The sequence below is a fragment of the Qipengyuania sp. ABI-127-1 genome (genome assembly GCA_022953095.1).
Lineage (GTDB): Bacteria > Pseudomonadota > Alphaproteobacteria > Sphingomonadales > Sphingomonadaceae > Qipengyuania.
Map to the genome: position 1 here is coordinate 523,526 of JALJCR010000002.1, position 22,646 is coordinate 546,171.

At 60.5% G+C, this 22,646-nt stretch carries 20 protein-coding genes and 1 tRNA gene; 15 read left to right on the top strand and 6 right to left on the bottom strand.

Annotated elements, in window-relative coordinates:
* Positions 1-3: 3 nt before the first annotated feature.
* Complete coding sequence (locus tag MUY37_RS12065; protein ID WP_499195589.1) at positions 4-1,341, bottom strand: MFS transporter; 1,338 nt, start codon at positions 1,339-1,341, stop codon at positions 4-6.
* Between the two features lie 115 nt (positions 1,342-1,456).
* Here MUY37_RS12065 and pgsA point away from each other — a divergent pair, with 115 nt between their 5' ends.
* Positions 1,457-2,050, top strand: coding sequence for a CDP-diacylglycerol--glycerol-3-phosphate 3-phosphatidyltransferase (pgsA, locus tag MUY37_RS12070; protein ID WP_499195590.1), 594 nt, complete (start codon positions 1,457-1,459; stop codon positions 2,048-2,050).
* 20 nt (positions 2,051-2,070) lie between these two features.
* On the opposite strand, the gene MUY37_RS12075 is transcribed toward pgsA, so the two are convergent.
* Positions 2,071-2,967 (bottom strand): LysR substrate-binding domain-containing protein, encoded by an 897-nt coding sequence (locus MUY37_RS12075; RefSeq protein WP_115416451.1) that lies wholly within the window; start codon positions 2,965-2,967, stop codon positions 2,071-2,073.
* Complete coding sequence (gene rnd, locus MUY37_RS12080; RefSeq protein WP_499195591.1) at positions 2,964-4,166, bottom strand: ribonuclease D; 1,203 nt, start codon at positions 4,164-4,166, stop codon at positions 2,964-2,966. Before rnd ends, MUY37_RS12075 begins: the two co-directional genes overlap by 4 nt.
* A gap of 214 nt (positions 4,167-4,380) precedes the next feature.
* Between rnd and MUY37_RS12085 the strand changes: the two genes are divergently transcribed.
* Positions 4,381-5,238, top strand: coding sequence for a hypothetical protein (locus MUY37_RS12085; protein ID WP_499195592.1), 858 nt, complete (start codon positions 4,381-4,383; stop codon positions 5,236-5,238).
* Positions 5,239-5,358: 120 nt separating this feature from the next.
* Entirely contained in the window at positions 5,359-7,224 is a 1,866-nt protein-coding gene (gene aspS / locus MUY37_RS12090; protein WP_499195593.1) for an aspartate--tRNA ligase, read from the top strand.
* 52 nt (positions 7,225-7,276) lie between these two features.
* On the opposite strand, the gene MUY37_RS12095 is transcribed toward aspS, so the two are convergent.
* A complete protein-coding gene (locus MUY37_RS12095) occupies positions 7,277-7,708 on the bottom strand; it encodes a ferritin-like domain-containing protein (RefSeq protein ID WP_499195594.1) in 432 nt (143 codons plus the stop codon).
* A gap of 154 nt (positions 7,709-7,862) precedes the next feature.
* Here MUY37_RS12095 and MUY37_RS12100 point away from each other — a divergent pair, with 154 nt between their 5' ends.
* The 5 genes from MUY37_RS12100 (at position 7,863) to MUY37_RS12120 (ending at position 11,292) form a co-directional block, all read left to right on the top strand.
* Complete coding sequence (locus tag MUY37_RS12100) at positions 7,863-8,099, top strand: acyl carrier protein (RefSeq protein WP_006834437.1); 237 nt, start codon at positions 7,863-7,865, stop codon at positions 8,097-8,099.
* A 94-nt stretch (positions 8,100-8,193) separates the two neighbouring features.
* Positions 8,194-9,453 carry a beta-ketoacyl-ACP synthase II gene (gene fabF, locus MUY37_RS12105; RefSeq protein WP_499195595.1) on the top strand — a complete coding sequence of 420 codons (1,260 nt, stop codon included), beginning with the start codon at positions 8,194-8,196 and terminating at the stop codon, positions 9,451-9,453.
* 1 nt (position 9,454) lies between these two features.
* Positions 9,455-10,426, top strand: a complete 972-nt coding sequence (mltG, locus tag MUY37_RS12110; protein WP_499195596.1) for an endolytic transglycosylase MltG — start codon at positions 9,455-9,457, stop codon at positions 10,424-10,426.
* A complete protein-coding gene (locus MUY37_RS12115) occupies positions 10,423-10,953 on the top strand; it encodes a 2'-5' RNA ligase family protein (RefSeq protein WP_499195597.1) in 531 nt (176 codons plus the stop codon). The genes mltG and MUY37_RS12115 overlap by 4 nt, the downstream gene beginning before the upstream one ends.
* 262 nt (positions 10,954-11,215) lie before the next feature.
* Positions 11,216-11,292, top strand: a tRNA-Met gene (locus MUY37_RS12120).
* A 348-nt stretch (positions 11,293-11,640) separates the two neighbouring features.
* Here the strand turns inward: MUY37_RS12120 and MUY37_RS12125 are convergent.
* Complete coding sequence (locus MUY37_RS12125) at positions 11,641-12,894, bottom strand: aminotransferase class V-fold PLP-dependent enzyme (protein ID WP_499195598.1); 1,254 nt, start codon at positions 12,892-12,894, stop codon at positions 11,641-11,643.
* Between the two features lie 42 nt (positions 12,895-12,936).
* Complete coding sequence (locus MUY37_RS12130) at positions 12,937-15,291, bottom strand: TonB-dependent receptor plug domain-containing protein (RefSeq protein WP_499195599.1); 2,355 nt, start codon at positions 15,289-15,291, stop codon at positions 12,937-12,939.
* 167 nt (positions 15,292-15,458) lie between these two features.
* Between MUY37_RS12130 and MUY37_RS12135 the strand changes: the two genes are divergently transcribed.
* The 7 genes from MUY37_RS12135 to MUY37_RS12165 all read left to right on the top strand — a co-directional run bounded on the left by MUY37_RS12135 (position 15,459) and on the right by MUY37_RS12165 (position 22,506).
* Positions 15,459-15,692, top strand: coding sequence for a hypothetical protein (locus MUY37_RS12135; protein ID WP_499195600.1), 234 nt, complete (start codon positions 15,459-15,461; stop codon positions 15,690-15,692).
* A gap of 292 nt (positions 15,693-15,984) precedes the next feature.
* Complete coding sequence (locus MUY37_RS12140) at positions 15,985-16,602, top strand: TetR/AcrR family transcriptional regulator (protein WP_499195601.1); 618 nt, start codon at positions 15,985-15,987, stop codon at positions 16,600-16,602.
* Complete coding sequence (locus MUY37_RS12145; RefSeq protein ID WP_499195602.1) at positions 16,599-17,603, top strand: HlyD family secretion protein; 1,005 nt, start codon at positions 16,599-16,601, stop codon at positions 17,601-17,603. Before MUY37_RS12140 ends, MUY37_RS12145 begins: the two co-directional genes overlap by 4 nt.
* A gap of 3 nt (positions 17,604-17,606) precedes the next feature.
* Complete coding sequence (locus MUY37_RS12150; protein ID WP_499195603.1) at positions 17,607-19,331, top strand: ATP-binding cassette domain-containing protein; 1,725 nt, start codon at positions 17,607-17,609, stop codon at positions 19,329-19,331.
* Positions 19,328-20,446 (top strand): ABC transporter permease, encoded by a 1,119-nt coding sequence (locus MUY37_RS12155; RefSeq protein WP_499195604.1) that lies wholly within the window; start codon positions 19,328-19,330, stop codon positions 20,444-20,446. Before MUY37_RS12150 ends, MUY37_RS12155 begins: the two co-directional genes overlap by 4 nt.
* Positions 20,447-20,450: 4 nt before the next feature.
* A complete protein-coding gene (locus MUY37_RS12160) occupies positions 20,451-21,557 on the top strand; it encodes an ABC transporter permease (protein WP_499195605.1) in 1,107 nt (368 codons plus the stop codon).
* Between the two features lie 373 nt (positions 21,558-21,930).
* A complete protein-coding gene (locus MUY37_RS12165; RefSeq protein WP_499195727.1) occupies positions 21,931-22,506 on the top strand; it encodes an RNA polymerase sigma factor in 576 nt (191 codons plus the stop codon).
* Positions 22,507-22,646: the final 140 nt, after the last annotated feature.

Here is a 22,646-nt window from a genome sequence, read left to right on the forward strand (position 1 = left end):
ATTTCAGACTCTGACTGCCGCGACCGCTTCGGCGGCTTCGTTCTCTGCGGCGATCAGGCGCTTCGCCAGCCATGCCGAGACCAGACACATGGCTGCGCACAGCAGGATCTGTTCGGTTATCGGCACGCCTGCCGCGCTCAAGCCCATGGCCACGAGCGACCCGACCACCATCGCCCCCGAGTTGACGATATTGTTGGCCGCGATGGTGCGCGAGGCCTTGTCGGGCGATACGCGTGTGGTGAGGAAGGCGTAAAGCGGTACGACGAACATCCCGCCTGCAACAGAGATCCCCAGCAGACACAGCAAGAGGACGTTGGCCATCGGCCACGCAACGAATTCGCCGACGCTCAACAGACGGCTCGGCTGGTCGGCCTCCCACAGCTTCGCGACGACGTAGAAGGCCACGACGAATACACCCATCGCGATGACCGAAACCGGCGAATACCGTGCCGATACCCGGCCCTTGAGCAGCGCATTGACCGCCACCGATCCGATCGCCACGCCGACCGAGAAGACCACGAGAAACAGGCTCGCCACTTCGGGGCTGGCCATGATCGTGTTCTTGGCCAGCGGGGGGAACTGGATGAACAGCACTGCGCCAATCGTCCAGAAGAAGCTGATCGCGAGGATGGCGTAATAGACCTCCGGGTTATGCATCGTATCGCGCACCAGCTTCACCGAAGCGCGCAGAATGTGCCAGTCGAGCTTTTCGACCTCGCCCATGGGCGGGGCGGGTGGCACCTGGCGGCTGACGAGATAACCGATGCAGGAGATCACGATGATCCCGATTGCCGCCCAGCCCGTATAGTCCACTGCCAGCGGGCCGGCGAGGATCGTGCCCATCAGAATGGCGATATAGGTGCCCGCTTCGACCAGCCCGGTGCCGGCCAGAACCTCGTCCTTCTTCAGGTGCTGCGGGAGAATCGCGTATTTGATCGGGCCGAGAAAAGTCGACTGCACCCCGGTCAAAAATAGGGCCAGCAACAGCAGCGGGATGGCCACCGTGTGGACGAGAATGCCCTGCCAGGCCATGTAGAGGCCGGTCGCCCCGATCATCATCAATCCGATCTCGCACAGTTTCACCGTGCGGATGATTTTCGCCTTGTCGCGCATGTCGGCGAGCTGTCCCGCCAGCGCCGAAAGGATGAAAAACGGCAGGATGAACAGGCCCGACGCCAGGCCGCTGAAACTCGCTTCGGTGGCCGGGTCGCTGTAGACCGCATACACGACGAACAGGACCATGGTGGTCTTGTACAGATTGTCGTTGAACGCGTTGAACAACTGCGTGACGAACAGCGGCAGGAACCGCCTGCGGCGCAGCAAATGCGTGGATGTAAGCATGACCCCCCGGGGCGAAACCCATTCTTCCGATCGACTCTAGTGACCTCGCCGTGGCGGACAAGGGAATTGAGCGGCTTTTGCGACGGGGCGAATGCCGCTAAGGCAGACCCCCAAGATGCTGAACCTGCCCAACATCCTCACGCTTTCGCGCATATTCGCGATCCCGCTGCTGGCCTATTTCCTCTGGTGGCCGGGCTGGGAAGCGGGCTATCTGATCGCTTTCGGGCTTTACTGCCTGATGGGCATTACGGACTATTTCGACGGCTATCTCGCGCGGACAAGCGGGACGGTGTCGAAGCTGGGTATCTTTCTCGATCCGATCGCCGACAAGATCATGGTCGGCGCAGTGATCCTCGTCCTGGCGGCGCAGGGCGTGCTGCGCGGCCCCTATGTCGGCGACATGCATGTCATCGCCGGGCTGATTATCCTGATGCGAGAGATCGCGGTGTCGGGCCTGCGCGAATTCCTCGGCCCATTGCAGGTCTCGGTGCCCGTGTCCAAGCTCGCCAAGTGGAAAACGACCTTCCAGATGGTCGCGCTCGGCTCGTTGATTCTTGGCCAGGGCCTGCCAAGATGGACCGTGATGCTGGGCGAAGTCGAAGCGAACGTCCCACATACTGTAGGGCTCACGACATTATGGGCGGCTGCCGTGCTGACGGTGATTACCGGCTGGGACTATCTGCGCGTCGGCCTCAAACACATGGATTGAAGGCCCCCGCGGCGGGGGGCCTAACCCGCGCGCAGTTCTTCAGCCAACAGCTCGAAATCGTCGCGGCGGGGGGAGTTCTTGCGCCAGATCAGGGCGATTTCGCGCGTGGCATTCTTGCTCTTGAGCGGGCGCGCAACGACTTCCGTGCCGTTGAGAATGCCCGCATCCACCGCCATTTTGGGCAGCATGGTCAGGCCGAGATCGTTGTCGACCATTTGTACCAGCGTGTGCAGGCTAGTGCCGATCATCGTCGCCGAAGCGCGCAATTCGGGGCGGTTGCAGGCGGCCAGCGCGTGATCCTTTAGGCAATGGCCGTCTTCGAGCAGCAGCAGGCGCCCTTCGTCGATCATGCTCGGCGGAATGATGTCGGGCGGATCGCGCGGATCGTCCTTGGGGAAGGCGACGTAGAGTTCGTCATCCGAGATATGCGCCTTCTCGACCTCGCCGGTGGCGAAGGGCAGGGCGAGTAGAACGCAATCGACCCGGCCGTGCTGGAGCGATTCGACCGCGTCCTGGCTGGTTTCCTCGCGCAGGAACAGCTCAAGGTCGGGTCGTTCCTTGCGCAGGCGCGGCAAAAAGCGCGGCAGCAGGAAGGGCGCAATCGTCGGGATGACGCTCATGCGTAATTGCCCCGCCAACGGCTTGCCCGCGGCCTGGACCAGGTCCGCCAATTCCTCCGCCTCTCGCAAGATGCGGTGCGCTTTGTCGACCACCTGATTGCCCAGCGCCGTGAAGCGCACCACGCGGCGGCTGCGCTCGACCAGAGTCACGCCGAGCAGCGATTCGAGCTCGCGAATGCCCGCCGACAGCGTGGATTGCGACACGAAGCTGGCCTCCGCCGCGCGGCCGAAATGGCCGTGTTCGTGCAGCGCGACGAGATATTGAAGCTGCTTGAGGGTCGGAAGGTAGGTGCTCACTCCGCTGCCTGCGCTTCGACCATGCCCGCATGGACCTCGTCGACATGGGTCATCAGCAACCGTCCGTCCTTGACCGCGAAGGCGAGCCTACCCTCGACCAGTTCGAGCGCATCCTTGCCGAAGACGTCGTAGCGCCAGCCTTCGAGGATCTTGAGGTCGCGCACGCCGGCGGCAAGCGCTTCCATTTCGTCGGCTTTGGTCAGCAGACGGGCAGCGACATCGATTTCGCGCGCGCGGATCTTGAGCAGCAGCTTGAGCAGATCGGCGACCAGCGCGCCTTCCTTGCCCAGCGGCGCGCCGCGCTTCGGCTTATCGGGCATTTCATCTTTCGGCAGCGGCTCGGCCTTTTCGAGCACTTTCATAAGACGCTTGCCGATGTCGTTGTCTTTCCACGCATTCGACAGGCCGCGAACCTTGGTCAGATCGGCCTGCCTCTTGGGCGGGTGGCTGGCGATATCGGCCAGCGTTTCGTCGCGCATGATGCGCCCACGCGGGATGTTTTTGTGCTGTGCCTCGCTCTCGCGCCAGGCGGCCAGTGCCTTGAGCCGACCAAGTACGGCAGGGTTGCGCCCCGGCGAACGGATGCGCTGCCACGCCTTGCCCGCGTCATTGGCGTAATTTTCGGGATCGGCGAGCTTTTCCATCTCGGCGTCGAGCCAGGCTCCGCGACCGGTCTTGATCAGCTTCTTGAGGATGCGCGGAAAGATCTGCGCCAGATGCGTCACGTCGCCAATGGCATATTCGATCTGGCGGTCGGTCAGCGGGCGGCGGCTCCAATCGGTGAAGCGCGCACCCTTGTCGATCGTCAGGCCGAGCCAGCTTTCGACGAGATTGGCATAGCCGATCTGTTCCGACTGGCTGATCGCCATCATCGCGATCTGCGTGTCGAAGATCGGCTGCGGTGTCCGCTGCGTGAAATTGTAGACGATTTCGACATCCTGCCCGCCAGCATGGAAGATTTTGAGCACGTCGTCATTGTCGCACATCAGATCCCACAGCGGGGTAAGGTCTATACCGTCCGCCAGCGGGTCGATTGCCGCAGCCTCTTCCGTATTGCCGATCTGCACCAGACAGAGTTCGGGCCAATAGGTGTTTTCGCGCATGAATTCGGTGTCGACGCAGACGAAATCGCTTTTCGCCAGACGCTCGCACAATTCGGCGAGCGGTTCGGTCTCGGTAATCAGATCGTGTATTTTCATCGTGTCTTTTCGTGTTCTGTCGGGCGGAGTACCGCCCCCGGGGCAAAGCCCATACGGTGGCGCGGGGTCATCCCGCATGCGCAGGGTAGCGGGATTTGCGCCCGGCCTGCAATCGCGCGGGCGGCGCTATGCACCGCCGCGACGCGCGCCGCTTTAGACCTGCCATATGCGCGGTCAAGCGAGTCTTAACGCTTGCGCGCTATCGCTGCGGCGCATGGGGCGGATCGATTCACGCGAGCATTTCCACGCGCAGGCGGCAGGTCGGCCGTTCGATCATGCGCGCTTCCGGCTCGCCTATCCTCACGCTGCGCAACCGCTTGGTCATACGCTCGCGGCGGAGCGCTGCTTCGCATGGGAGAGGCTCGCCGCTGTCATCGACGAGGGCGACCGATCGCTGATCGAGATTCGCGAAGACGGTTCGGCTGGGCGTTTCAGGCCGCTCGCCGAATTGCCGACGAAACTCAGCCCTCTGCTCTCCTCGCTCGGCGAAGCGAAGCGCTGGATCATGCTGCGCGATCTGGGACGCTGGCCCGAGTTCAAGGGGCTGGTCGAGGAAGTGCTGGCGGGCATTGCACCTGTGGCAGGCCCCGTGACGGGCGATCTGCTCAAGCCCGTTGCGTTTCTTTTCGTCAGCTCGCCCGGCCTGCTCACTCCGCTGCATTTCGATCCCGAATACAACATCCTGTTCCAGATCGCGGGGCGCAAGCGCTTCAGCGTGATCCCGGCGGAATGCGGTCTGCCCGGCAAGGCCGATAATGAGCGGTTTCACCGCACGGGCGACAATCTCCTGCCGTGGAGGCCGCAGCTGGCCGAAAGCGCGCTTCATTTCGATATGGGGCCGGGCGATGCCCTGCATGTCCCGTTCAAGGCGGCGCATACGGTCACGGTTGGCGATGCCCCATCGATCTCGCTATCGGTGACCTGGCGCTCACGCGATAGCCTGTTGCAGGATGACGCCTGGGCGATGAACGGGCTTCTGGCTCGTTGCGGGGTGCGGGTGTCGGCACCTGGCGCGCGGCCTTGGGTCAGGGCCGGGACGTTGCGGGCCTTGCGCCGCGCCCGTATCGCCTAGTTCCAAGCCAGACGAATCTTGACAAATCGGCCCCCGATGGCTGTTAGGGGCGCGTTTTCGCGCGGCGCCCGGATGCGCGCGCGGCCCCAATCAATTTCCGGCAGAAAGATCGAGCTTTTCATGCACGCCTACCGTACCCATACTTGTGCCGCGCTGACCAAGGACAATGTCGGCGAAACCGTCCGCCTGTCCGGCTGGGTGCACAACAAGCGCGACCATGGCGGCGTGCTGTTCGTCGATTTGCGCGATCACTACGGCATCACCCAGATCGTCGCCGACGAAGACAGCCCGGCGCTTCCGATCCTCGACAAGATCAAGCTGGAATCGGTCGTCACCATCGACGGAACGGCCAAGGCGCGCGCCGACGTTGCGGTGAACCCGAACCTGCCAACCGGCGAAATCGAGGTGTTCGCGCGCGAGGTGAGCGTACAGAGCCGCGCGGACGAGCTGCCGTTGATCGTCAATTCTGCGGAAGACTATCCCGAGGAAACGCGCCTCAAATACCGTTTCGTCGATCTGCGGCGCGAGCGGGTGCACAACAATATCATGCTGCGCAACCAGGTCATCACCAGCCTGCGCCGCCGCATGACCGACCAGGGCTTCAGCGAATTCCAGACCCCGATTCTGGGCGCTTCCAGTCCCGAAGGCGCGCGCGACTATCTCGTGCCCAGCCGCCTTCACCCGGGCCGCTTCTACGCGCTCCCGCAGGCGCCGCAGATGTTCAAGCAGCTACTGATGGTCGCCGGGTTCGATCGGTATTTCCAGATCGCGCCCTGCTTCCGGGACGAAGACCTGCGCGCCGATCGCAGCCCCGAATTCTACCAGCTCGACTTCGAAATGAGTTTCGTCACGCAGGAAGACGTTTTCCAAGCGATCGAACCGGTGCTCGCAGGGGTGTTCGAGGAGTTTTCCGGCGGCAAGACCGTTACCCCGGCAGGTGAATTCCCGCGCATTCCCTATGCCGAAGCGATGCTGAAATACGGCACCGACAAGCCCGACCTGCGCAACCCGCTCATCATTTCCGACGTTACGCACCACTTCGAAAAGTCAGGTTTCGGCCTGTTCGAAAAGATCGTCGGAGGCGGCGGCCGCGTTCGCGTGATCCCGGCTCCGAACACGCATGAGAAGAGCCGCAAGTTCTTCGACGAGATGAACGACTGGGCGCGCAAGGAAGGTTTCGCCGGTCTCGGCTACGTCACCCGCAAGGGCGGCGAGTTCGGCGGCCCGATCGCCAAAAATCACGGCACCGAAGGCATGGAAAAGCTCTATGCCGAGCTGGGCCTGGGCGAGAATGACGGCCTGTTTTTCGCTGCCGGCAAGGAAAAGGATGCAGCCAAGCTCGCCGGTGCCGCGCGTACCCGCGTTGCCGAAGTGCTCGAACTGATCGAGGAAGGCTGCTTCAAATTCTGCTGGATCGTCGACTTCCCGATGTTCGAGTATGACGAAGAGCTCAAGAAGATCGACTTCAGCCATAATCCCTTCTCGATGCCGCAGGGCGAGATGGAGGCGCTGGAAACCAAAGACCCGCTCGATATACTCGCCTGGCAGTACGACATCGTCTGCAACGGCTACGAGCTGTCCTCGGGCGCGATCCGGAATCACCGCCCGGACATCATGTACAAGGCGTTCGAGATCGCGGGCTACAGCCAGGCCGATGTCGATGAGAACTTCAGCGGTATGATCGAGGCGTTCAAGCTCGGCGCGCCGCCGCATGGCGGCTCGGCCCCGGGTATCGACCGGATTGTGATGCTGCTGGCCGACGAGCCGAACATCCGCGAAGTCATAGCTTTCCCGATGAATCAGCGCGCGCAAGATCTGATGATGGGCGCGCCAAGCATCGTGTCGCCCCGGCAATTGCGCGAACTGAACATTCAACTATCCCCGCAGGCGCGCGAAGCGGTATCATCCGGTAATGCCGCCGAAGCCATCGACGTAAATGGAAATGCCGCCAATCGTGACGAGCTAAGGCGCGACGAGAACGGCTGACGTAAAAAAGGCGCGGGGGGATCCGCGCCTTTTTCTCTTAGCCGAGCCGTGATCAGTCGTACTGTTTCTCGATCATGTCGCCAAAGCGTTCGCCTTCGCAAATCTCGCTGTAGCACTTTTGTACGATGGCCCGTTCCTGCGCTTCGAGCTGATCGCTTTCCAACGCGCTTTCGAACTTGCCCTTGATGTAATCCTCGCCTTCCTCGACCCGTTCGGCGGCGGCTTCGTCATTGCTTTCGAATGCCGAGGTGATCGATTGCCACAACTGATGGGCTTCGCCGGTAAGAGTGCCCTTGGTAACAAGGTCGTCGCCCTGCCGCTGCAGTTCGGCATTCATCTGCGACAGAGTCTGTTCGCGCTGCTGCAGGCGGTGGGTGAGAGCCTGCTTGAGCTGCGGGCTATCGGCTTTTTCGGCCGCTTGGCGATAGCCTTCGACCGAGTCGAAGGTGGTGTCGGTAAGGCTTTTGAATACGGTACTGGCCATGGTTTTGCTTCCCTTTGCAAAGTCGTGAATACCGGATAAACGGCCTGCAGAGACGATGGGTTCGACCTATCCGACGAGTTGCCCTTGCGCTGCGCCGCGCCGTTCATTAGGGCGACAGGCAATTCAATAACCCCCAAATCTGAGAGGGACAAAAATGAGCGATACTGCCGACCGCGTGCAGAAGATTGTCGTCGAGCACCTCGGCGTCGAGGCCGACAAGGTCACCCAGGAAGCCAGCTTCATCGACGATCTGGGCGCAGACAGCCTCGACATCGTCGAGCTGGTGATGGCGTTCGAAGAAGAATTCGGCGTCGAAATCCCCGACGATGCGGCCGAGAAAATCACCACCGTCGGCGACGCGACCAAGTATATCGAAGAGCATAAGGGCTAAGCCCAGCGCTTTTCAGAACCCGCGCTTGTTGCGGGAACGGACAGGCCCGACCCGATAACGGGCCGGGCCTGTTGTCTTATCTGCGGAGAATTACATGCGTCGTGTGGTCGTAACCGGACTTGGCCTGGTCACTCCCCTGGGTGGTGACGTCGAGACTTCATGGAAGAACCTGATCGCGGGCAAGAGCGGGGCGGGGCCTATTACCCGTTTCGATACCACCGGGCAGAAATGCACCATCGCCTGCGAGGTAAAGCCGAAAGACCACGAGGACGGGTTCGATCCGGATAAGCGCGTCGATCACAAGGTCCAGCGCCAGGTCGATCCGTTTATCGTCTATGGTATCGATGCCGCCGGCCAGGCGCTAGAAGATGCCGGACTTGCCGAGATGGACGACGATCTCAAGCTGCGGACCGGCGTATCGATCGGTTCGGGCATCGGCGGGCTTCCAGGGATCGAGAGTGAATCGATCGTCCTGCACGAGCGCGGCCCGGGCCGAGTTTCTCCGCACTTCGTCCATGGGCGCTTGATCAACCTCATCAGTGGCCAGGTTTCGATCAAATACGGGCTGATGGGGCCGAACCATGCCGTGGTGACGGCGTGTTCGACCGGTGCGCATTCGATAGGCGATGCGGCACGCATGATCGCGCTCGACGATGCCGACGTGATGCTGGCCGGCGGTGCGGAAAGCACGATCAATCCGCTGGGTGTTGCCGGTTTCGCGCAGGCGCGTGCGCTCAATATGAGCATGAACGACCGCCCGGCCGAAGCAAGCCGTCCCTATGACAAGGACCGCGACGGCTTCGTCATGGGCGAGGGCGCCGGTGTCGTGGTGCTCGAGGAATACGAACACGCCAAGGCGCGCGGCGCGACGATCTATGCCGAAGTGGTCGGCTATGGCCTGTCGGGCGACGCCTATCACGTCACCGCGCCGCATCCCGAAGGCAAGGGCGCGGAACTCGCCATGCGCATGGCGTTGAAGAAAGCGGGGCTCGACGCGAGCGATATCGACTATGTCAACGCGCACGGCACTTCGACCATGGCCGACACGATCGAACTGGGCGCGGTCAAGCGCGTTTTGGGCGACGATCTCGGCGGGGCTTCGATGAGTTCCACCAAGTCGGCCATCGGTCACTTGCTCGGCGGAGCGGGCGCGGTAGAGGCGATCTTCTGCATACTCGCGATCCGCGATCAGGTGGTTCCGCCCACACTCAACCTCCACAATCCCGATGAGGGCACCGAGGGCGTGGATCTGGTCCCGCTCAAAGCCCGGCAGCGCGAGGTAAAAGCAGCCCTCAACAACAGCTTCGGTTTCGGCGGCACCAATGCGTCGCTGATCGTCAAGAAGGTCGATTGATGTGAAGAAAGTCGGCTGCCTCCTGGCAGGCGCCCTCGCGCTGCTCCTGGCAGTGGGGGCCATCTGGTTCCTTTCTGGCTGGTGGGGTGGCGCCGAGGTTGATGAGGATACCAGCTTCATCGTACCTTCGGGCGCAAGCTTGACATCGGTCGCCGAAAAGCTGGCGGATGAAGGTCTGATCGGCGACGCGGACGGCTTTCTGCTTCGGGCCAAGATATTCGGATCGTCCGATCCGATTATGGCGGGCGAGTTTCTGCTGCCTGCCGACGTCAGCAATGCGCAGATACTCGACACTCTCCAGCATGGCGAAGTCATTCGCCGCTTCGTCACCATTCCCGAAGGCATGCCTTCGATCCTGGTGCACGAACGCCTGATGGCGGAGGAGTATCTGACGGGCGAAATCCCCGTTCCGGTCGAGGGCTCGGTCTTACCGGATACGTATGATTTCGAGCGCGGCGAGGCGCGTAGCGCGGTACTGGCACGGATGCAGGCGGCGATGCAGAATTATCTCGCCGAAGCGTGGCCCAAACGCTCTGCCGATATCGCGGTCGACAACATCAGGGACGCTGTCATCCTGGCTTCGATCGTCGAAAAGGAAACCGGAAAGCCGAGCGAGCGGCGTATGGTCGCAGGGCTATATTCGAACCGCGTGAGGGACGGCATGTTGCTGCAGGCCGACCCCACCATCATTTATCCGCTCACAAAGGGCAAACCGCTGGGCCGCCGCATCCGCCAATCGGAAATCGCCGCGATCAACGATTACAACACCTATACGATGGTGGGGTTGCCCAAGGGGCCGATCACCAATCCCGGCCGCGAGGCGATTGCAGCGGTGTTGAATCCCGCCGAAACAAGCGCGCGCTACATGGTCGCGGACGGCACGGGCGGCCATGCCTTCGCCGAAACGCTGGAAGAGCATAACCGCAACGTGGCAAAGTGGTTCGAAATCCGCCGCGAACGCGGGGAAATGTGAGCGAATCCGGTGACGCGCCGCTGATCCTTACCGCGCAGCTTCCGCAGGATTTGCACGCCCGCTTTACCGCCTTGAGGGACACGTATTTCCCGCCGGAGCGCAATTATCTCGAAGCTCATGTGACGCTGTTTCACGCCTTGCCTGCAATGTGCGAGGCGGAACTGTGCAGCTATCTGAAGAGGATTGCCGGCGAATTCGCGCCCGTAAAGGGGCGGGTCGATGGCCTGATGCCGCTCGGCGGCGGTACCGCTATCAAGCTGTCTAGCCCTGATATGCTTTACTTGCGCGATATGATCGCGGATCATTTCCGTGGCATGCTCACCAGTCAGGATCGGCACCGCCCCATGCTTCATGTCACGATCCAGAACAAGGTTGCTGGCAAGGAAGCACGGGCTTTGCAGATGGCGCTGGCGGGCACCATCGAACCGAGACCCTTCACCTTTCGCGGACTCGCCCTGTTTCGCTATCGCGGGGGACCCTGGGAGGCGGTGAAGGACTTCGCGTTCAGAGGGAGCGGCGGAGCATAGCACCTCGGTGCGCCGCGTTTGAGCGTGGCGACGATCGATCGTCGTGCGCTGGAGCATGGTGCGCCTGCCTGCCTAGGTGGATACTGCTTGCTTGAGGGCTCGGTCGCGGGCCGGTGACCAAGATCGGGCGCACGGACGAAGCGGCTACGCAGCCTATCGCAGAAAAGGCAGGCCATACGCAATTGCGCGGTTGACCACATGCCTCGACCGCCCTAAATGCGCCGCCTGCCGAGCGGATTGTTGCCCCGGCATGCCTCTTTGGGGCGGAGTAGCTCAGGTGGTTAGAGCAGCGGAATCATAATCCGCGTGTCGGGGGTTCAAGTCCCTCCTCCGCTACCAGAATCAGCGCGCGCATGGGATCGGCTGTCTCTGCCTTTTTCTGCGTCCGGATTTTTTGGAAAAACACTGCCGAGACGCACTTTAGGTGGGCGGTTCGCTTGAGGCCGCAAGCATTCGTATGCGTGCGTCTAAAGCCCGAGCTATTGGGGCGTTTCTCGCATCTGTGAATTGTGGCGATGCTCCCAATCGCAATTTCCTGAAAGGCAGTGGCGGCATTTATGTCGGCGGCAATGCCGACCTTTCTCTCCGCAAACGCATCGGTCAGGTACCGCGAAAGCTTCTCCGAGAAGTTCTGCGACCGGCATCATCTCTGTGCCTATCACCGAGCGGCAAGAGGATTTGTCGTTCTTATCGGCGGTTCCGCGCTTGGCTGACAATTTCCGTTAGTGCCTGCGTGAGAACGTCGATGTCAGCCATCGAATTAAATAGAGCCGGGGTTACGCGAACGCAGGCGCCCGAGGCCAGACCCGTCCGATGCACGGTGAAGATAGAGAACCGGTCTAGCAAGTCAGCGGCCAGCGCCTTGTTTGCTTCGACGGAGGTCTGTCCACTCAAGCGGAACGAGGTGATGCCAGCATGCATTCGCGGATCATCGGGAGTCAGTATCTCGATCCCCGGTTCGTTGCGCAGCCTTGCAACCCAGCGGTCGCGCAGTGCTCGCAGCCGCGCCGCGCGCCGTGAGCTGCCGATGCCGTTCTGAAAGCGCAAGGCGTCGGGCACAGTGAGGAGCGCGGCAAAGTCAACCGTTCCGGTGTGCACACGCGAATCGATCAGACCCGATTGCGGGCGGTCGTCGGCGATGTCGGGGTCAATTGCATCGACGCAACTGCGCCGGATGTAGACGGCGCCAACGCCGAGCGGCGCGCCGATCCATTTGTGCAAGTTAAGGCCGATGAAATCGGCTCCGAGTTCGGGCAGCGTGAATTCGGTCTGCCCCAGACTGTGTGCGGCATCGACGATTACGTCGATCCCGCGTTGGCGTGCCATAGCCGTGATCTCGGCGACTGGCAGCATCAGCCCGGTGCGGTGGCTGATGTGGGTAAGAAGCACCAGCCTTAGCGACCGATCGGCATCGAAGGCGCGCTCGTAGGCTGCGAGAATGTTAGCGTGGGTCGCCGGTTCGGGAAGCGCGATTCGGATAACGCGCGCGCCACGCCGTGCCATCGCAGCATGCATACTGGCCTGCATGCTGCCATAATCCAGATCGGCGTAGAGTGCGCTTTCGCCGGCTCCGATCCGGTTATAGCCGCCAATCAGCGCCTTGAGCGCTTCGGTCGCATTGCGCGTGAAGGCTATTTCGTCAGCATCGACACCAAGGAATGTGGCAAGTTCCGCGCGCACCGCCAAGAGATCGCGTCCCATCCCGCGCCGCGCGTAGTAGCTGGTGTCGCGATTGACCCGCTCGATACTGGCGCGGTATGCATCGAGCACCGGGCGCGCCATCATTCCCCAATTGCCATTCTCGAGCTGGATCACCTCGCCGGTGACGTCGTACTGGGCCGCGACCTTGACCCAGAACGGATCGTCGAGCCTTTGATCGATGCGTGCATTCGCCGTCGATACCGGGGAAGGGACGACGAGCGAGCCTACGCCCGCCGCCATTCCCTTCAGTACCAGACGTCTGCGGATTTGTGTCACCTGGCGCTAAAACCGTAGCCCCAAACGGGCATAATAGAGCCCGCCATCGGTATCGTATGGTGCGTTTCGGGAATAGATCAGCCCGCGATTGGCCTGAAATGTCGCCTCGTCCGGATAGGTGTCGAAGAGATTTTCGACACCCACGGTGAGGTCGAAGTGCTCACCCAGCCGCGCGGTTAACGAGGCATCCACGAGCACCACGGAACCGAAATCCTGGAAGATGTCGCCGACCGCGTTGCCGCTGCTATCGGTCCACGGCCCGTAATATCTGCCTCGCAGGTTGAACGCGGCGACGCCCAGATCGTAGACGAATGCGGCGACGGCGTTGTGCTGTGGCAGTCGTTCTTCGAATATCCGCCGTTGGGTATCGTTGGCGATCGTCGTGCTTGCACCGCCCACCACCTTCGTTTCGTTGTAATTATAGGCAACGCTGACAGTGAGGTTGCCAGGCCCGACGGGAGCACCATACGCTATGACCGCATCAACCCCTCGGGTACGGGTATCGAAATCGTTTGTAAAATAGTTGACCCTTGTAAACCGAAGCGGGTTGGGAACCCCCGCGGGAACAACGAAATTGGATGATTGCCCGAAGCGGCCATCGACATTCACTTCGTAGAGATCGAGGCTGGCGGTGAGCCCGCCCGACTTGAATGCCAGGCCTGCCGAGAGGTTGTCCGATTCCTCGGGCTGAAGCGGTACCGCGCCGAGCGCGACGGCGATCGGATCTTTTGGAGAGAGTCGGCCGCGCGTAAATATCTGCAAAGTCACCGTATCGAGCCCTTGGCTGGTACTCGAGGTGTTGAGCTGCCCGGGAGTCGGGGCGCGGAAGCCGGTCGAATAGGTTGCGCGCAGGGCAAGACCGGGAACTGGCTCGATGCGGCCGGATAACTTGTAATCGAATGTGTCGCCGAACTCGGAGAAATCTTCGTAGCGGCCTGCGGCACCAAGAGTCAGGATTTCGATCGGTGTCCACTCGATATCGATGTAGCCGGCGTAGCTCGTCTGACTCCATTCGCCCGCCTGTGAATCGCTGAAACCCGGAAATCCGTTGGAGTTTGGCGATAGACCCGCCACGGCGCCCGGTCCGACTGCGTACGATGCGGCATCGCCGGCGCGAACGAAGTAAGTTTCCTTGCGGCGCTCGGCACCGAAAGCGATGTTGAGCGGAGAGCCGTTGCTGAGATCGAGCGTGTAAACAAAATCGGCATTGATGTTGAATTCACGCTGACCGAGCCGACCAAGGTAGAAGCTCGTCGGGCTCAAGGGGCCGAGCGAAGCATTGACGGTGTCATCGATCGTGTAGTTGATGCGACTGCGGCCCGCCGAGACACTGAGATCGTAGGTCAGGCTATCGGAGATGCCACCGCGCAGGCCTGCGGCCACCTGATAATCGTCAAACTGGGTGCCGAACTGCGGCGTGAAGCCGGTCGGGAAGACTTGGTTGAAGTTGAACCCGGGAAAGACTGTCGTATCCGCAAAGACGCTTCTTGTCGTGGTCGGGTTACGCCAATTGAAGTCGGTTACCCCTTCGCCATCAGCGAGCGTTCCGAAGACGTAGAACTCGGCCGCGTCGGCGAACTCGTAGTGCGCGTTGACCGCAGCTCGAACGGTGCTGGTCTCTGGCTGGCCCCAGCGCTGCACCGGATTTGGAATCGCGAGGTCGGGTCGCGCTTCCTGCAGCGCGATGGCATCGCGGCGCTGGCGCGTGCGCGAAGTCGCTGCAGTGTCGGCATATTCCCAAGTCAAAACGATGCTGCCGCGCTCGCCGAGTGCGAGGCCACCTTGCAGGCCGATCTGGTACTTGTCGCCATCACCCTCGAAGTATTCGCTATACTGTGCGTAGGCATCGAGCCCCGGCTGATCGTCGAGGATGAAGTTGATCACGCCAGCGATCGCATCCGAGCCATATTGCGCCGAGGCACCGTCGCGCAGCACTTCCACGCGTTTGACGGCGAAACCCGGAAAGCTGTTGAGGTCAGGCGCTTGCGAACCGCGCGAACCGAGCAGCGCAGAGCGGTGATAGCGTTTGCCGTTGACCAGGACGAGCGTCTGGTCTGGCGAAAGACCACGCAGTGTTGCTGGCCGCACGAAGGCGAGGCCGTCGGCGGCGGGTAGGCGCTGGATGTTGAACGATGGCAGAGTACGGGCAAGTTTATCGCCGACGTCGGCCGAGACCACGGCATCGAGCGTTTCGTCTGAGAGTAGGTCGACCGGAGCGAGCGTGTCGAACGGCGTGCGATTGGCATCGCGCGTACCGGTGACAATGATGATCTCTGCTTGGTCCTGGTCGATGGTCGCCTCTTGGGCCACGGCAGGCATGGTGATGCCGAGCGCGACGAATGCGCTCCCTGCAAGCAACATTGGACGGATTAGGTTCGATTGGACCGACATGAAAACCCCCTGAGCATTGGTATTTCAGGGCAGGTACCGTCTGGAAAAGAATCTGGCGTGACCGAGCAATGAAGTTACGGTGACTGTTCGGCGGCGCAACGATGACATCTTGCTCGGAAGGTGACTACGGGCAACAGGTGACCCTCGGGCGCGGCCTGACTGCAAATGTGCAGGAGGGCATTATGGGTCTCGGCTCCAATGTCTTTACCGTTTTTCCCAAGTCCGTTGAGAACCGCGAGCCAACACCGTTCAAAAATTCCGATATCGTAGCTGTTGAGAAGCATACTCCCGGCGTGAACATTGCTACGGGATCGGTTCAGACCAGCGCCACGGCATTCCATAATGGCCAGGACTGGTCGACCACCTCGTAAGGCGGCGACGCAGAATGCTTTACCGCGCAATCGATCGACGTCGTGGAAGGTCGCGCCTTTTCGCGCACCGCCATTAGTTCTGACCCTCTGTTTCACGCCATGGCGGGCGCTCACAGCCCAATCGCAAGATTCGATCTGCCGCGACCCGGGAGTTGCATGGGCTGGTGTAATCCAGGCGATTAAAGAAACGGGCACCTCCTCTAGCCACACCCTTGGACCCCTATCGAACGTCTTGGTGTGGTGCGCTGTAATTCCTCGCTGACTGATGCGTCAGTCACATCGAGGTGATCCGATGTCCGACAAGAATAGACAAAAATTGAAAAGAGCTGCGGCAGTCCTGTTCACTCGGTACGGATTTGCGGCGACTCGCGTTGCCGACATCGTCGCCAAAGCGGGCGTGGCCCAAGGCACCTTCTACCTCCATTTCAAGAACAAGCCTTCGATATTCGTCGAGCTCGTCGATGATTTCTTTTCCGGCTTGTTGAAGGAAACCCTCGGGCGGCATCCTGTCGAAAAACTGCAAACCCGTTCGCAAGTGGCGAAAGAGATTGAGATTATCTGGAATGCGGTGATCCGATACTGTCGCCGCCACAGATCGCTCACCAAATTGGTTCTTCGCGAGACACAGGCACTTCCAGCAGAGCAGCGAAATCATATCAACCGACATTTCGAACAAGGTTCCGACACCCTCGCCCAATATGTCGGCCACGCTCAGCAACTGGGTCTTATCAAAGACTTACCCGCGCGACTGGCCGCTTGGCTAGTGATCGGGCTGATAGAACGGACAATGCACTATTCTGTTCTCATTGCACCAGATGCCCCGAGCGAGGTGCTTGCAGCACATTGTACCGAGTTCGAGCTCCACGGCCTGCTGGCGGTTGGGTGCGTCCGCGGGGAGGGGCAAGCATGACTTCTCGGAAGGGGCTCTATATTGGCGCGGCCTTGGTTGTCCTGCTCGTTGCGGTAGCTGCGGCGATCTGGTTCGTGCGTACCGATCCACATGAACAAGAAGGTCATTTGGTTCTGAATGGCAACGTCGATATCCGGCAGGTCAACCTCGGGTTCAAAGTATCCGGCAGGATTAAGACCTTGGTTTTCAATGAGGGCGATCGAGTAGTGGCCGGCGATCTTCTGGCTTCGCTCGAGCCGCAGGACTATGAGAACGAAATTGCGCTGGCCGAGGCGAGAGCCAGCGAACGCTCGGCGGTGGTTGCTGCTCTTGAAGCGGGTAGTCGGCCCGAGGAAATCGAGCGGGCAAGAGCGCGCGTTGCTGAAGCGGAATCGGCGCTCAATGTCGCGCAGGCCACTTTGGATAGGGTCGAACACCTCGCCCGAAAAGGGTTTGCTTCTCAACAGACGCAGGACGAAGCGCTTTCCCAGCGCAATCGTGCCGCTGCCCAACGGCAGATGGCGCTCGAAGAGTTCTCGCTTGTTCGCCAAGGTCCGCGACGCGAAGAAATCCAGCAAGGACGCGCCGCGCTTGGTGCCGAGCGCGCTGCCGCTTCGCTCGCCCGGCAACGTCTGGTGGATGCGAACCTTTACGCGCCCGCTGACGGGATCATCCTGACGCGTGCACGCGAGGCTGGAGCTTTCGTGGGTCCTGGTGAAACCGTCTTCACGCTGGCGCATACCTCGCCCATGTGGATCCGGGCATATATCGAGGAACCTGACCTCGAGCGCGTCGATCTCGGTGCGCCTGTGACAGTCCTGACTGAAGGCGCGCGCAAATTTCGCGGGCGCCTTACTTACATCTCACCAACAGCTGAATTCACACCCAAGTCCGTAGAAACGCGCGAGCAGCGCACCAGCCTCGTCTACCGCATACGTGTGCGTGTCGAAGATCAAACAGGCATCCTGAAGCAGGGCATGCCCGTTTCCGTCATCGTGCGGCCAGACGATCGCGAGAGCTGATCAATGTCGAAACTTGTGACGATCGATGGCTTGACCAAGCGGTTCCATAACCAGAACAGGTCGGCACTACAAAATGTGACCACACAGATAGAATCGGGACGCATTGTAGGACTCGTCGGTCCCGATGGCGCGGGGAAAACAACTCTCCTGCGCCTGATTGCCGGATTGCTCCGTGCCGATGATGGCAGGATCGAAGTCGGAGGTCTCGATCCCGTTGCCAACGCTCGGCAAGTGCGCAAGCGCATAGCCTACATGCCCCAGCGTTTCGGCCTTTACGAGGACCTTAGCGTTGGAGAAAATCTCATTCTCTATGCGGACCTTCGAGGGGTCGTCGGATCGGCGCGAAAGGAGACCTTCGAGCGGCTTCTGGAGTTCACCGGCCTAGGCTCATTCACGGACAGGCTGGCTGGCGCCCTCTCGGGTGGCATGAAGCAGAAGCTCGGGCTTGCTTGCGCTCTCGTCGCGACGCCCGAACTGCTTTTGCTGGACGAGCCGAGTGTTGGCGTCGATCCGATTTCACGGCGCGAGCTCTGGCGCATGGTAGGCCAGTTGACCGAGGAAGGCATTACGGTCGTCTGGGCGACTGCGTATCTCGATGAAGCCGAACAGTGCGAAACGGTGCTCGTACTGAGTGAGGGCGAGCTCATCTTTGACGGTCGGCCGACTGATCTGACTGCCGGAGTCGATGGGCGGGTGTACCTCGTAGAGGGCATAAAGGGCGACCGACGCCAAGTCCTTAACCGGGCACGCCAACACGAAGCTGTTCTGGACGGTACGATACAGGCCAGCGACGTACGGTTGCTGCTGATGGAGACGGCGCAGGTCCCCTCTTTGGATTCCCTGACGGGAGGCGCCGGCGCAAGATTACGGCGCATCCCCCCGCGGTTCGAGGACGCCTTCATCGATCTCATCGGCGGCGGGTTTCGGGCTGAATCACCCTTTGCGCGGAATTCGGAGCGCAGTCATGGTGCCACAATTGTAGTCGAGGCGCGCGGATTGACCCGGATGTTTGGTTCCTTCACCGCGGCGTCGGAAATCAGTTTCGACGTACGCCGCGGTGAGGTGTTCGGGCTCATCGGTCCGAATGGAGCGGGCAAATCGACTACTTTCAAGATGCTGTGCGGCCTGCTGAAACCAACGAGCGGCGAGGCTCGTATTGCCGGTGTTGATCTACGCACTGCGGCGAGCCAAGCGCGGGCTCGCCTCGGCTATATGGCCCAAAAGTTCTCCCTGTATGGCGACCTCAGTACATTGCAGAATTTGCGATTTTTCGCGCGCGTTTACGGCCTGACCGGCGCGAAGCAGCGTCTCACGATCGAGCGCATGATCGACAGCTTCGCCTTAGCCGACAAGCTCGATGAGAATTCCAGCCAGCTCCCGCTTGGCTTCAAACAGCGCCTGTCGCTCGCCTGCGCCACTATGCATGAACCGGACGTTCTGTTTCTCGACGAACCTACCTCTGGTGTCGATCCGCGTACCCGCCGTGAATTCTGGGCCCACATCAACACGATGGTCACGAATGGTGTGACGGTTATCGTAACGACGCACTTTCTCGACGAGGCGGAGTATTGTGACCGCGCCGCGCTTATTTATCGCGGCGGTATGGTCGCCTTGGGCCCCCCTTCCGAGCTCAAGGCGCGGGCGATCTCGCCCGAACTTCCCAGCCCGACATTCGAAGACGCATTCATCGCTCTCATTGAGCAGATTGAAGCGGGAAGGGCACGATGACCTTCTCGCGTCTGGCTGCGATCATGCGCAAGGAAACGCGCCAAGCCGTTCGAGATCCGAGTACCCTCATGATTTCCGGCCTGCTTCCGATAATGCTGATTTTTCTTTTCGGTTATGCGGTGTCTTTCGATCCTCGGGAGTTATCCATCGGGGTTGTCGTCGAACAACCGACGAGCGAAACCGAAAGCTTCGTCGCATCCCTGCGCAATACGCGCTATTTCGGAATCGAAGTCGCCATCGACCGACAAGTGTTTGCATCGCGCATGGCTGCGGGAAAACTCGATGCAATCATCGTCTTGCCTCAGGATTTCAGTGCAACTGCGCTTCGCGGCGAGGCCGCGCCGATACAGGTTCTTGTTGACGGGGGTGATCCGAACACGGCTGGCCTGGTGGGTTCTTACGTCGAAATGCTGGTTCTCAACTGGCTCGAACAGGAATGGCTGGACAGGGGACAACCGCCGCTTGCGCCGCTCGTCTCGATCGAGCCGCGCACGTGGTTCAACGCCGAGGTGTCGAGCCGCAATTATCTCGTGCCCGGCTCTCTGGCCATTATTCTCACCATTATCGGAGCGCTTCTCACGGCGCTCGTTGTGGCCCGCGAGTGGGAACGCGGTACCATGGAAGCGCTTCTGGCAACTCCGGTCGGCCCGCTCGAACTCCTTCTGGGCAAGCTGATCCCCTATTTCGTTCTCGGGCTTGGCTCGTTTATGCTGTCCGTGCTCGTGACAGTGGGGTTCTTCGATGTTCCCTTTCGCGGCTCGTTTCTGGCCCTGGCACTCGCAGCCTCGCTCTTTATGCTGTGTTCGTTAGGCCAGGGACTGCTCATATCGACGCTCACCCGAAACCAGCTCGTGGCAGCGCAGGTCGCCGTGATGCTTGCTTTCCTGCCCGCGTTCTACTTTTCCAATTTCGTTTTTGAGCTCGACAGCATGCCACCGGCGCTCCAGCTGTTCAGTTACGTAATCCCGGCCCGTTTTCTCGTCTCGACCCTGCAGACGCAATTTCTCGCTGGCAATGTATGGGCGGTCCTGCTGCCCGACCTTGCCGGGCTTGCCATTTTCGGGATTGTGATCTTCGCAGTCTGCGCGCTGTTCACACGCACGCGGCTCGACTGAGACCATGTGGCACCGCATCTATGCCTTGATCGTGAAGGAGCTTCTGGCAAGCGCGCGCGACCCACAAACCCGGTGGGTTGTACTGTTCTCGCCGCCATTCCTGCTTCTTATCTATGCCTTCGCGATTACGCAGGAGGTGTCGGACGTCACGCTGGCCGTGTACAATCAGGATCAGGGCCGTGCCTCGATAGAACTTATCAGCCGCTTCGAGGGGGCCGGGGTTTTCGATGAAATAGTGCATCTTCGCGCCGAGGCGGAGATCGCGCGGGCTATCGATACGCGCCGCGCAACGCTGGTCCTGCGTGTCGGGGAAGACTTCTCACGCCGTCTCGAGCGCGGCGAAAATGCGCAGGTGCAGCTCATTCTCGACGGCCGCAGGTCGAACACCGCGCAAATCCTCTTGGGATACAGCAGCCGGATTGTTAAGGCCTTCAACGAAGAACGTCTTCACCAGCTTGGGCTCGTACCGCCCATTCGGCTGGTCCAGCGGACTTGGTTCAATTCCAATCTCGAACCGCTATGGTCGGCCGTGCCAGCGCTGTTTGCCGTACTCGTTGCCGTGGTCGGTTTCATGGTGTCGGCGCTTTCGATCGCGCGCGAGCGCGAGCTCGGAACCTTCGAACAACTGCTGGTTTCGCCTCTGCGCCCATTCGAGATTTTGGTGGGCAAGAGCGTTCCGGCTCTCCTGATCGCGCTGACAAGCGCGAGCGCGATGCTTGTACTGGGTCTATTGTTCCTTAACGTCCCGATACGCGGCTCTCTGGCCCTGCTCTTCGTTGGCATGCTCATGTATCTCTCGGCGATTATCGGAATCGGCCTGTTTATCTCATCGCTTGCCAAGACCCAGCAGCAGGCGATTATCGGGCTTTTTATGTACATGGTGCCGGCCGTGCTTATTTCGGGCTACGCCACACCGGTGGAAAACATGCCAGATTGGCTACAGGGTCTCGCCACAGCTACCCCCATCACGCACTTCATAGTCATCAGCAAAGCGGTATATCTTCGTGATGCCCCGATTGGGCTCTATTTTTCCCACATCTGGCCCATGGCGGTCATTGCGGCCGTAAGCCTTTCGGCCGCCATCTGGCTGTTCCGCCGCCGAACGGGCTAGACTGTTCTATGGGGTCATTTTGCTCTCGCATAAGTCGTCCTTTGCACTGCGTTTCAGGAGGGAAAGCCAGCTTGGCAGGACGAGGTAGTATCGTTTTTGGTCCTGATGCCGCTACTCTCCAATGGATCCTTTGGTGAGTTCGCAAGTGCTACCCATGCGCCCTTTTCCTGACCCCCACCTATATTCACTATATTCGCCTTGCTCTCCTGCTGCGGCAGTGCGAAGGACGGCTTTCAGAAGTCAGGTGTTCTGTGTGTTTGTCTCCGGAATGAGTTGCGCTTGGCCTCCTCCGAAGAGCTTCGATCCATCGGAAGATTAGATGAACCAGAGTAAACTCTCCGAGACTGAGGGTGTAGATGAGGCACTGAGGCCTATGGATGAAGCTGTGCGTCGGGCCTTGGTCGAGAGTCACGAGGATATGATGCGCTTCCTTGTGCGCCGCATGCGCGGGCGCCAGGAGGCCGAAGAAGTCCTACAGCGCTTCATGTTGCGCGCCATAGAGCGGGCCAACGATCTCCGGAATATCGACTCTGTGCGGGGGTGGCTGTCCAGAGTTCTTGCGACGACGATTGCGGATTTTTGCCGGCAGGCCGCGCGGAACAGCAAAAACGAGACGATTGTCGATCCGCATGATCTTGCGGAAATGGGCGAAGCGACGAGTGTGCCCGATGAAGAGCTTGAAGCGGCGGTTTGTGACTGTCTCTATCGTCTTTTGCCGACCCTAAAACCCGAATATGGCGAGGTGATTTGGCGCGCGGATCTGCTCGAAGAGTCGCGCGAGAGCATTGCCGAAAGTCTTGGCACGAGCGTCAACAATATCAATGTGCGGCTCCACCGCGCGCGGGGAGCCTTGCGTGAGCGGCTGCTGCAAATGTGCCGCACCTGCGTTATCCATGGCTTTCTCGATTGCGACTGCAAAGCCCATGAAACCGCATCGGCACGCGTGTAAGCTTTGATCAGTGGTGGCGTGTCTTTCCCAATCGCTGACGAGGTCTCTCAGGGAACCGTTCCGGGCGGAGTCTTCCACTTCGCTCCAGTGCAGTTCGGTTCAGCCGATTTGTCCGCTCCCAGCGTCCATGAAGGGGGATC

What these genes read in the sequence shown, in the direction of transcription:
- MUY37_RS12165 (WP_499195727.1), top strand. Translation starts at nt 21,931, where the DNA reads ATGGATGAAGCTGTGCGTCGGGCCTTGGTCGAGAGTCACGAGGATATG.
- MUY37_RS12125 (WP_499195598.1), bottom strand. Translation starts at nt 12,894, where the DNA reads ATGGCGGCGGGCGTAGGCTCGCTCGTCGTCCCTTCCCCGGTATCGACG.
- MUY37_RS12095 (WP_499195594.1), bottom strand. Translation starts at nt 7,708, where the DNA reads ATGGCCAGTACCGTATTCAAAAGCCTTACCGACACCACCTTCGACTCG.
- MUY37_RS12155 (WP_499195604.1), top strand. Translation starts at nt 19,328, where the DNA reads ATGACCTTCTCGCGTCTGGCTGCGATCATGCGCAAGGAAACGCGCCAA.
- MUY37_RS12160 (WP_499195605.1), top strand. Translation starts at nt 20,451, where the DNA reads ATGTGGCACCGCATCTATGCCTTGATCGTGAAGGAGCTTCTGGCAAGC.
- fabF (WP_499195595.1), top strand. Translation starts at nt 8,194, where the DNA reads ATGCGTCGTGTGGTCGTAACCGGACTTGGCCTGGTCACTCCCCTGGGT.
- pgsA (WP_499195590.1), top strand. Translation starts at nt 1,457, where the DNA reads ATGCTGAACCTGCCCAACATCCTCACGCTTTCGCGCATATTCGCGATC.
- rnd (WP_499195591.1), bottom strand. Translation starts at nt 4,166, where the DNA reads ATGAAAATACACGATCTGATTACCGAGACCGAACCGCTCGCCGAATTG.
- MUY37_RS12085 (WP_499195592.1), top strand. Translation starts at nt 4,381, where the DNA reads ATGGGGCGGATCGATTCACGCGAGCATTTCCACGCGCAGGCGGCAGGT.
- MUY37_RS12130 (WP_499195599.1), bottom strand. Translation starts at nt 15,291, where the DNA reads ATGTTGCTTGCAGGGAGCGCATTCGTCGCGCTCGGCATCACCATGCCT.
- MUY37_RS12150 (WP_499195603.1), top strand. Translation starts at nt 17,607, where the DNA reads ATGTCGAAACTTGTGACGATCGATGGCTTGACCAAGCGGTTCCATAAC.
- aspS (WP_499195593.1), top strand. Translation starts at nt 5,359, where the DNA reads ATGCACGCCTACCGTACCCATACTTGTGCCGCGCTGACCAAGGACAAT.
- MUY37_RS12145 (WP_499195602.1), top strand. Translation starts at nt 16,599, where the DNA reads ATGACTTCTCGGAAGGGGCTCTATATTGGCGCGGCCTTGGTTGTCCTG.
- MUY37_RS12065 (WP_499195589.1), bottom strand. Translation starts at nt 1,341, where the DNA reads ATGCTTACATCCACGCATTTGCTGCGCCGCAGGCGGTTCCTGCCGCTG.
- MUY37_RS12100 (WP_006834437.1), top strand. Translation starts at nt 7,863, where the DNA reads ATGAGCGATACTGCCGACCGCGTGCAGAAGATTGTCGTCGAGCACCTC.
- MUY37_RS12140 (WP_499195601.1), top strand. Translation starts at nt 15,985, where the DNA reads ATGTCCGACAAGAATAGACAAAAATTGAAAAGAGCTGCGGCAGTCCTG.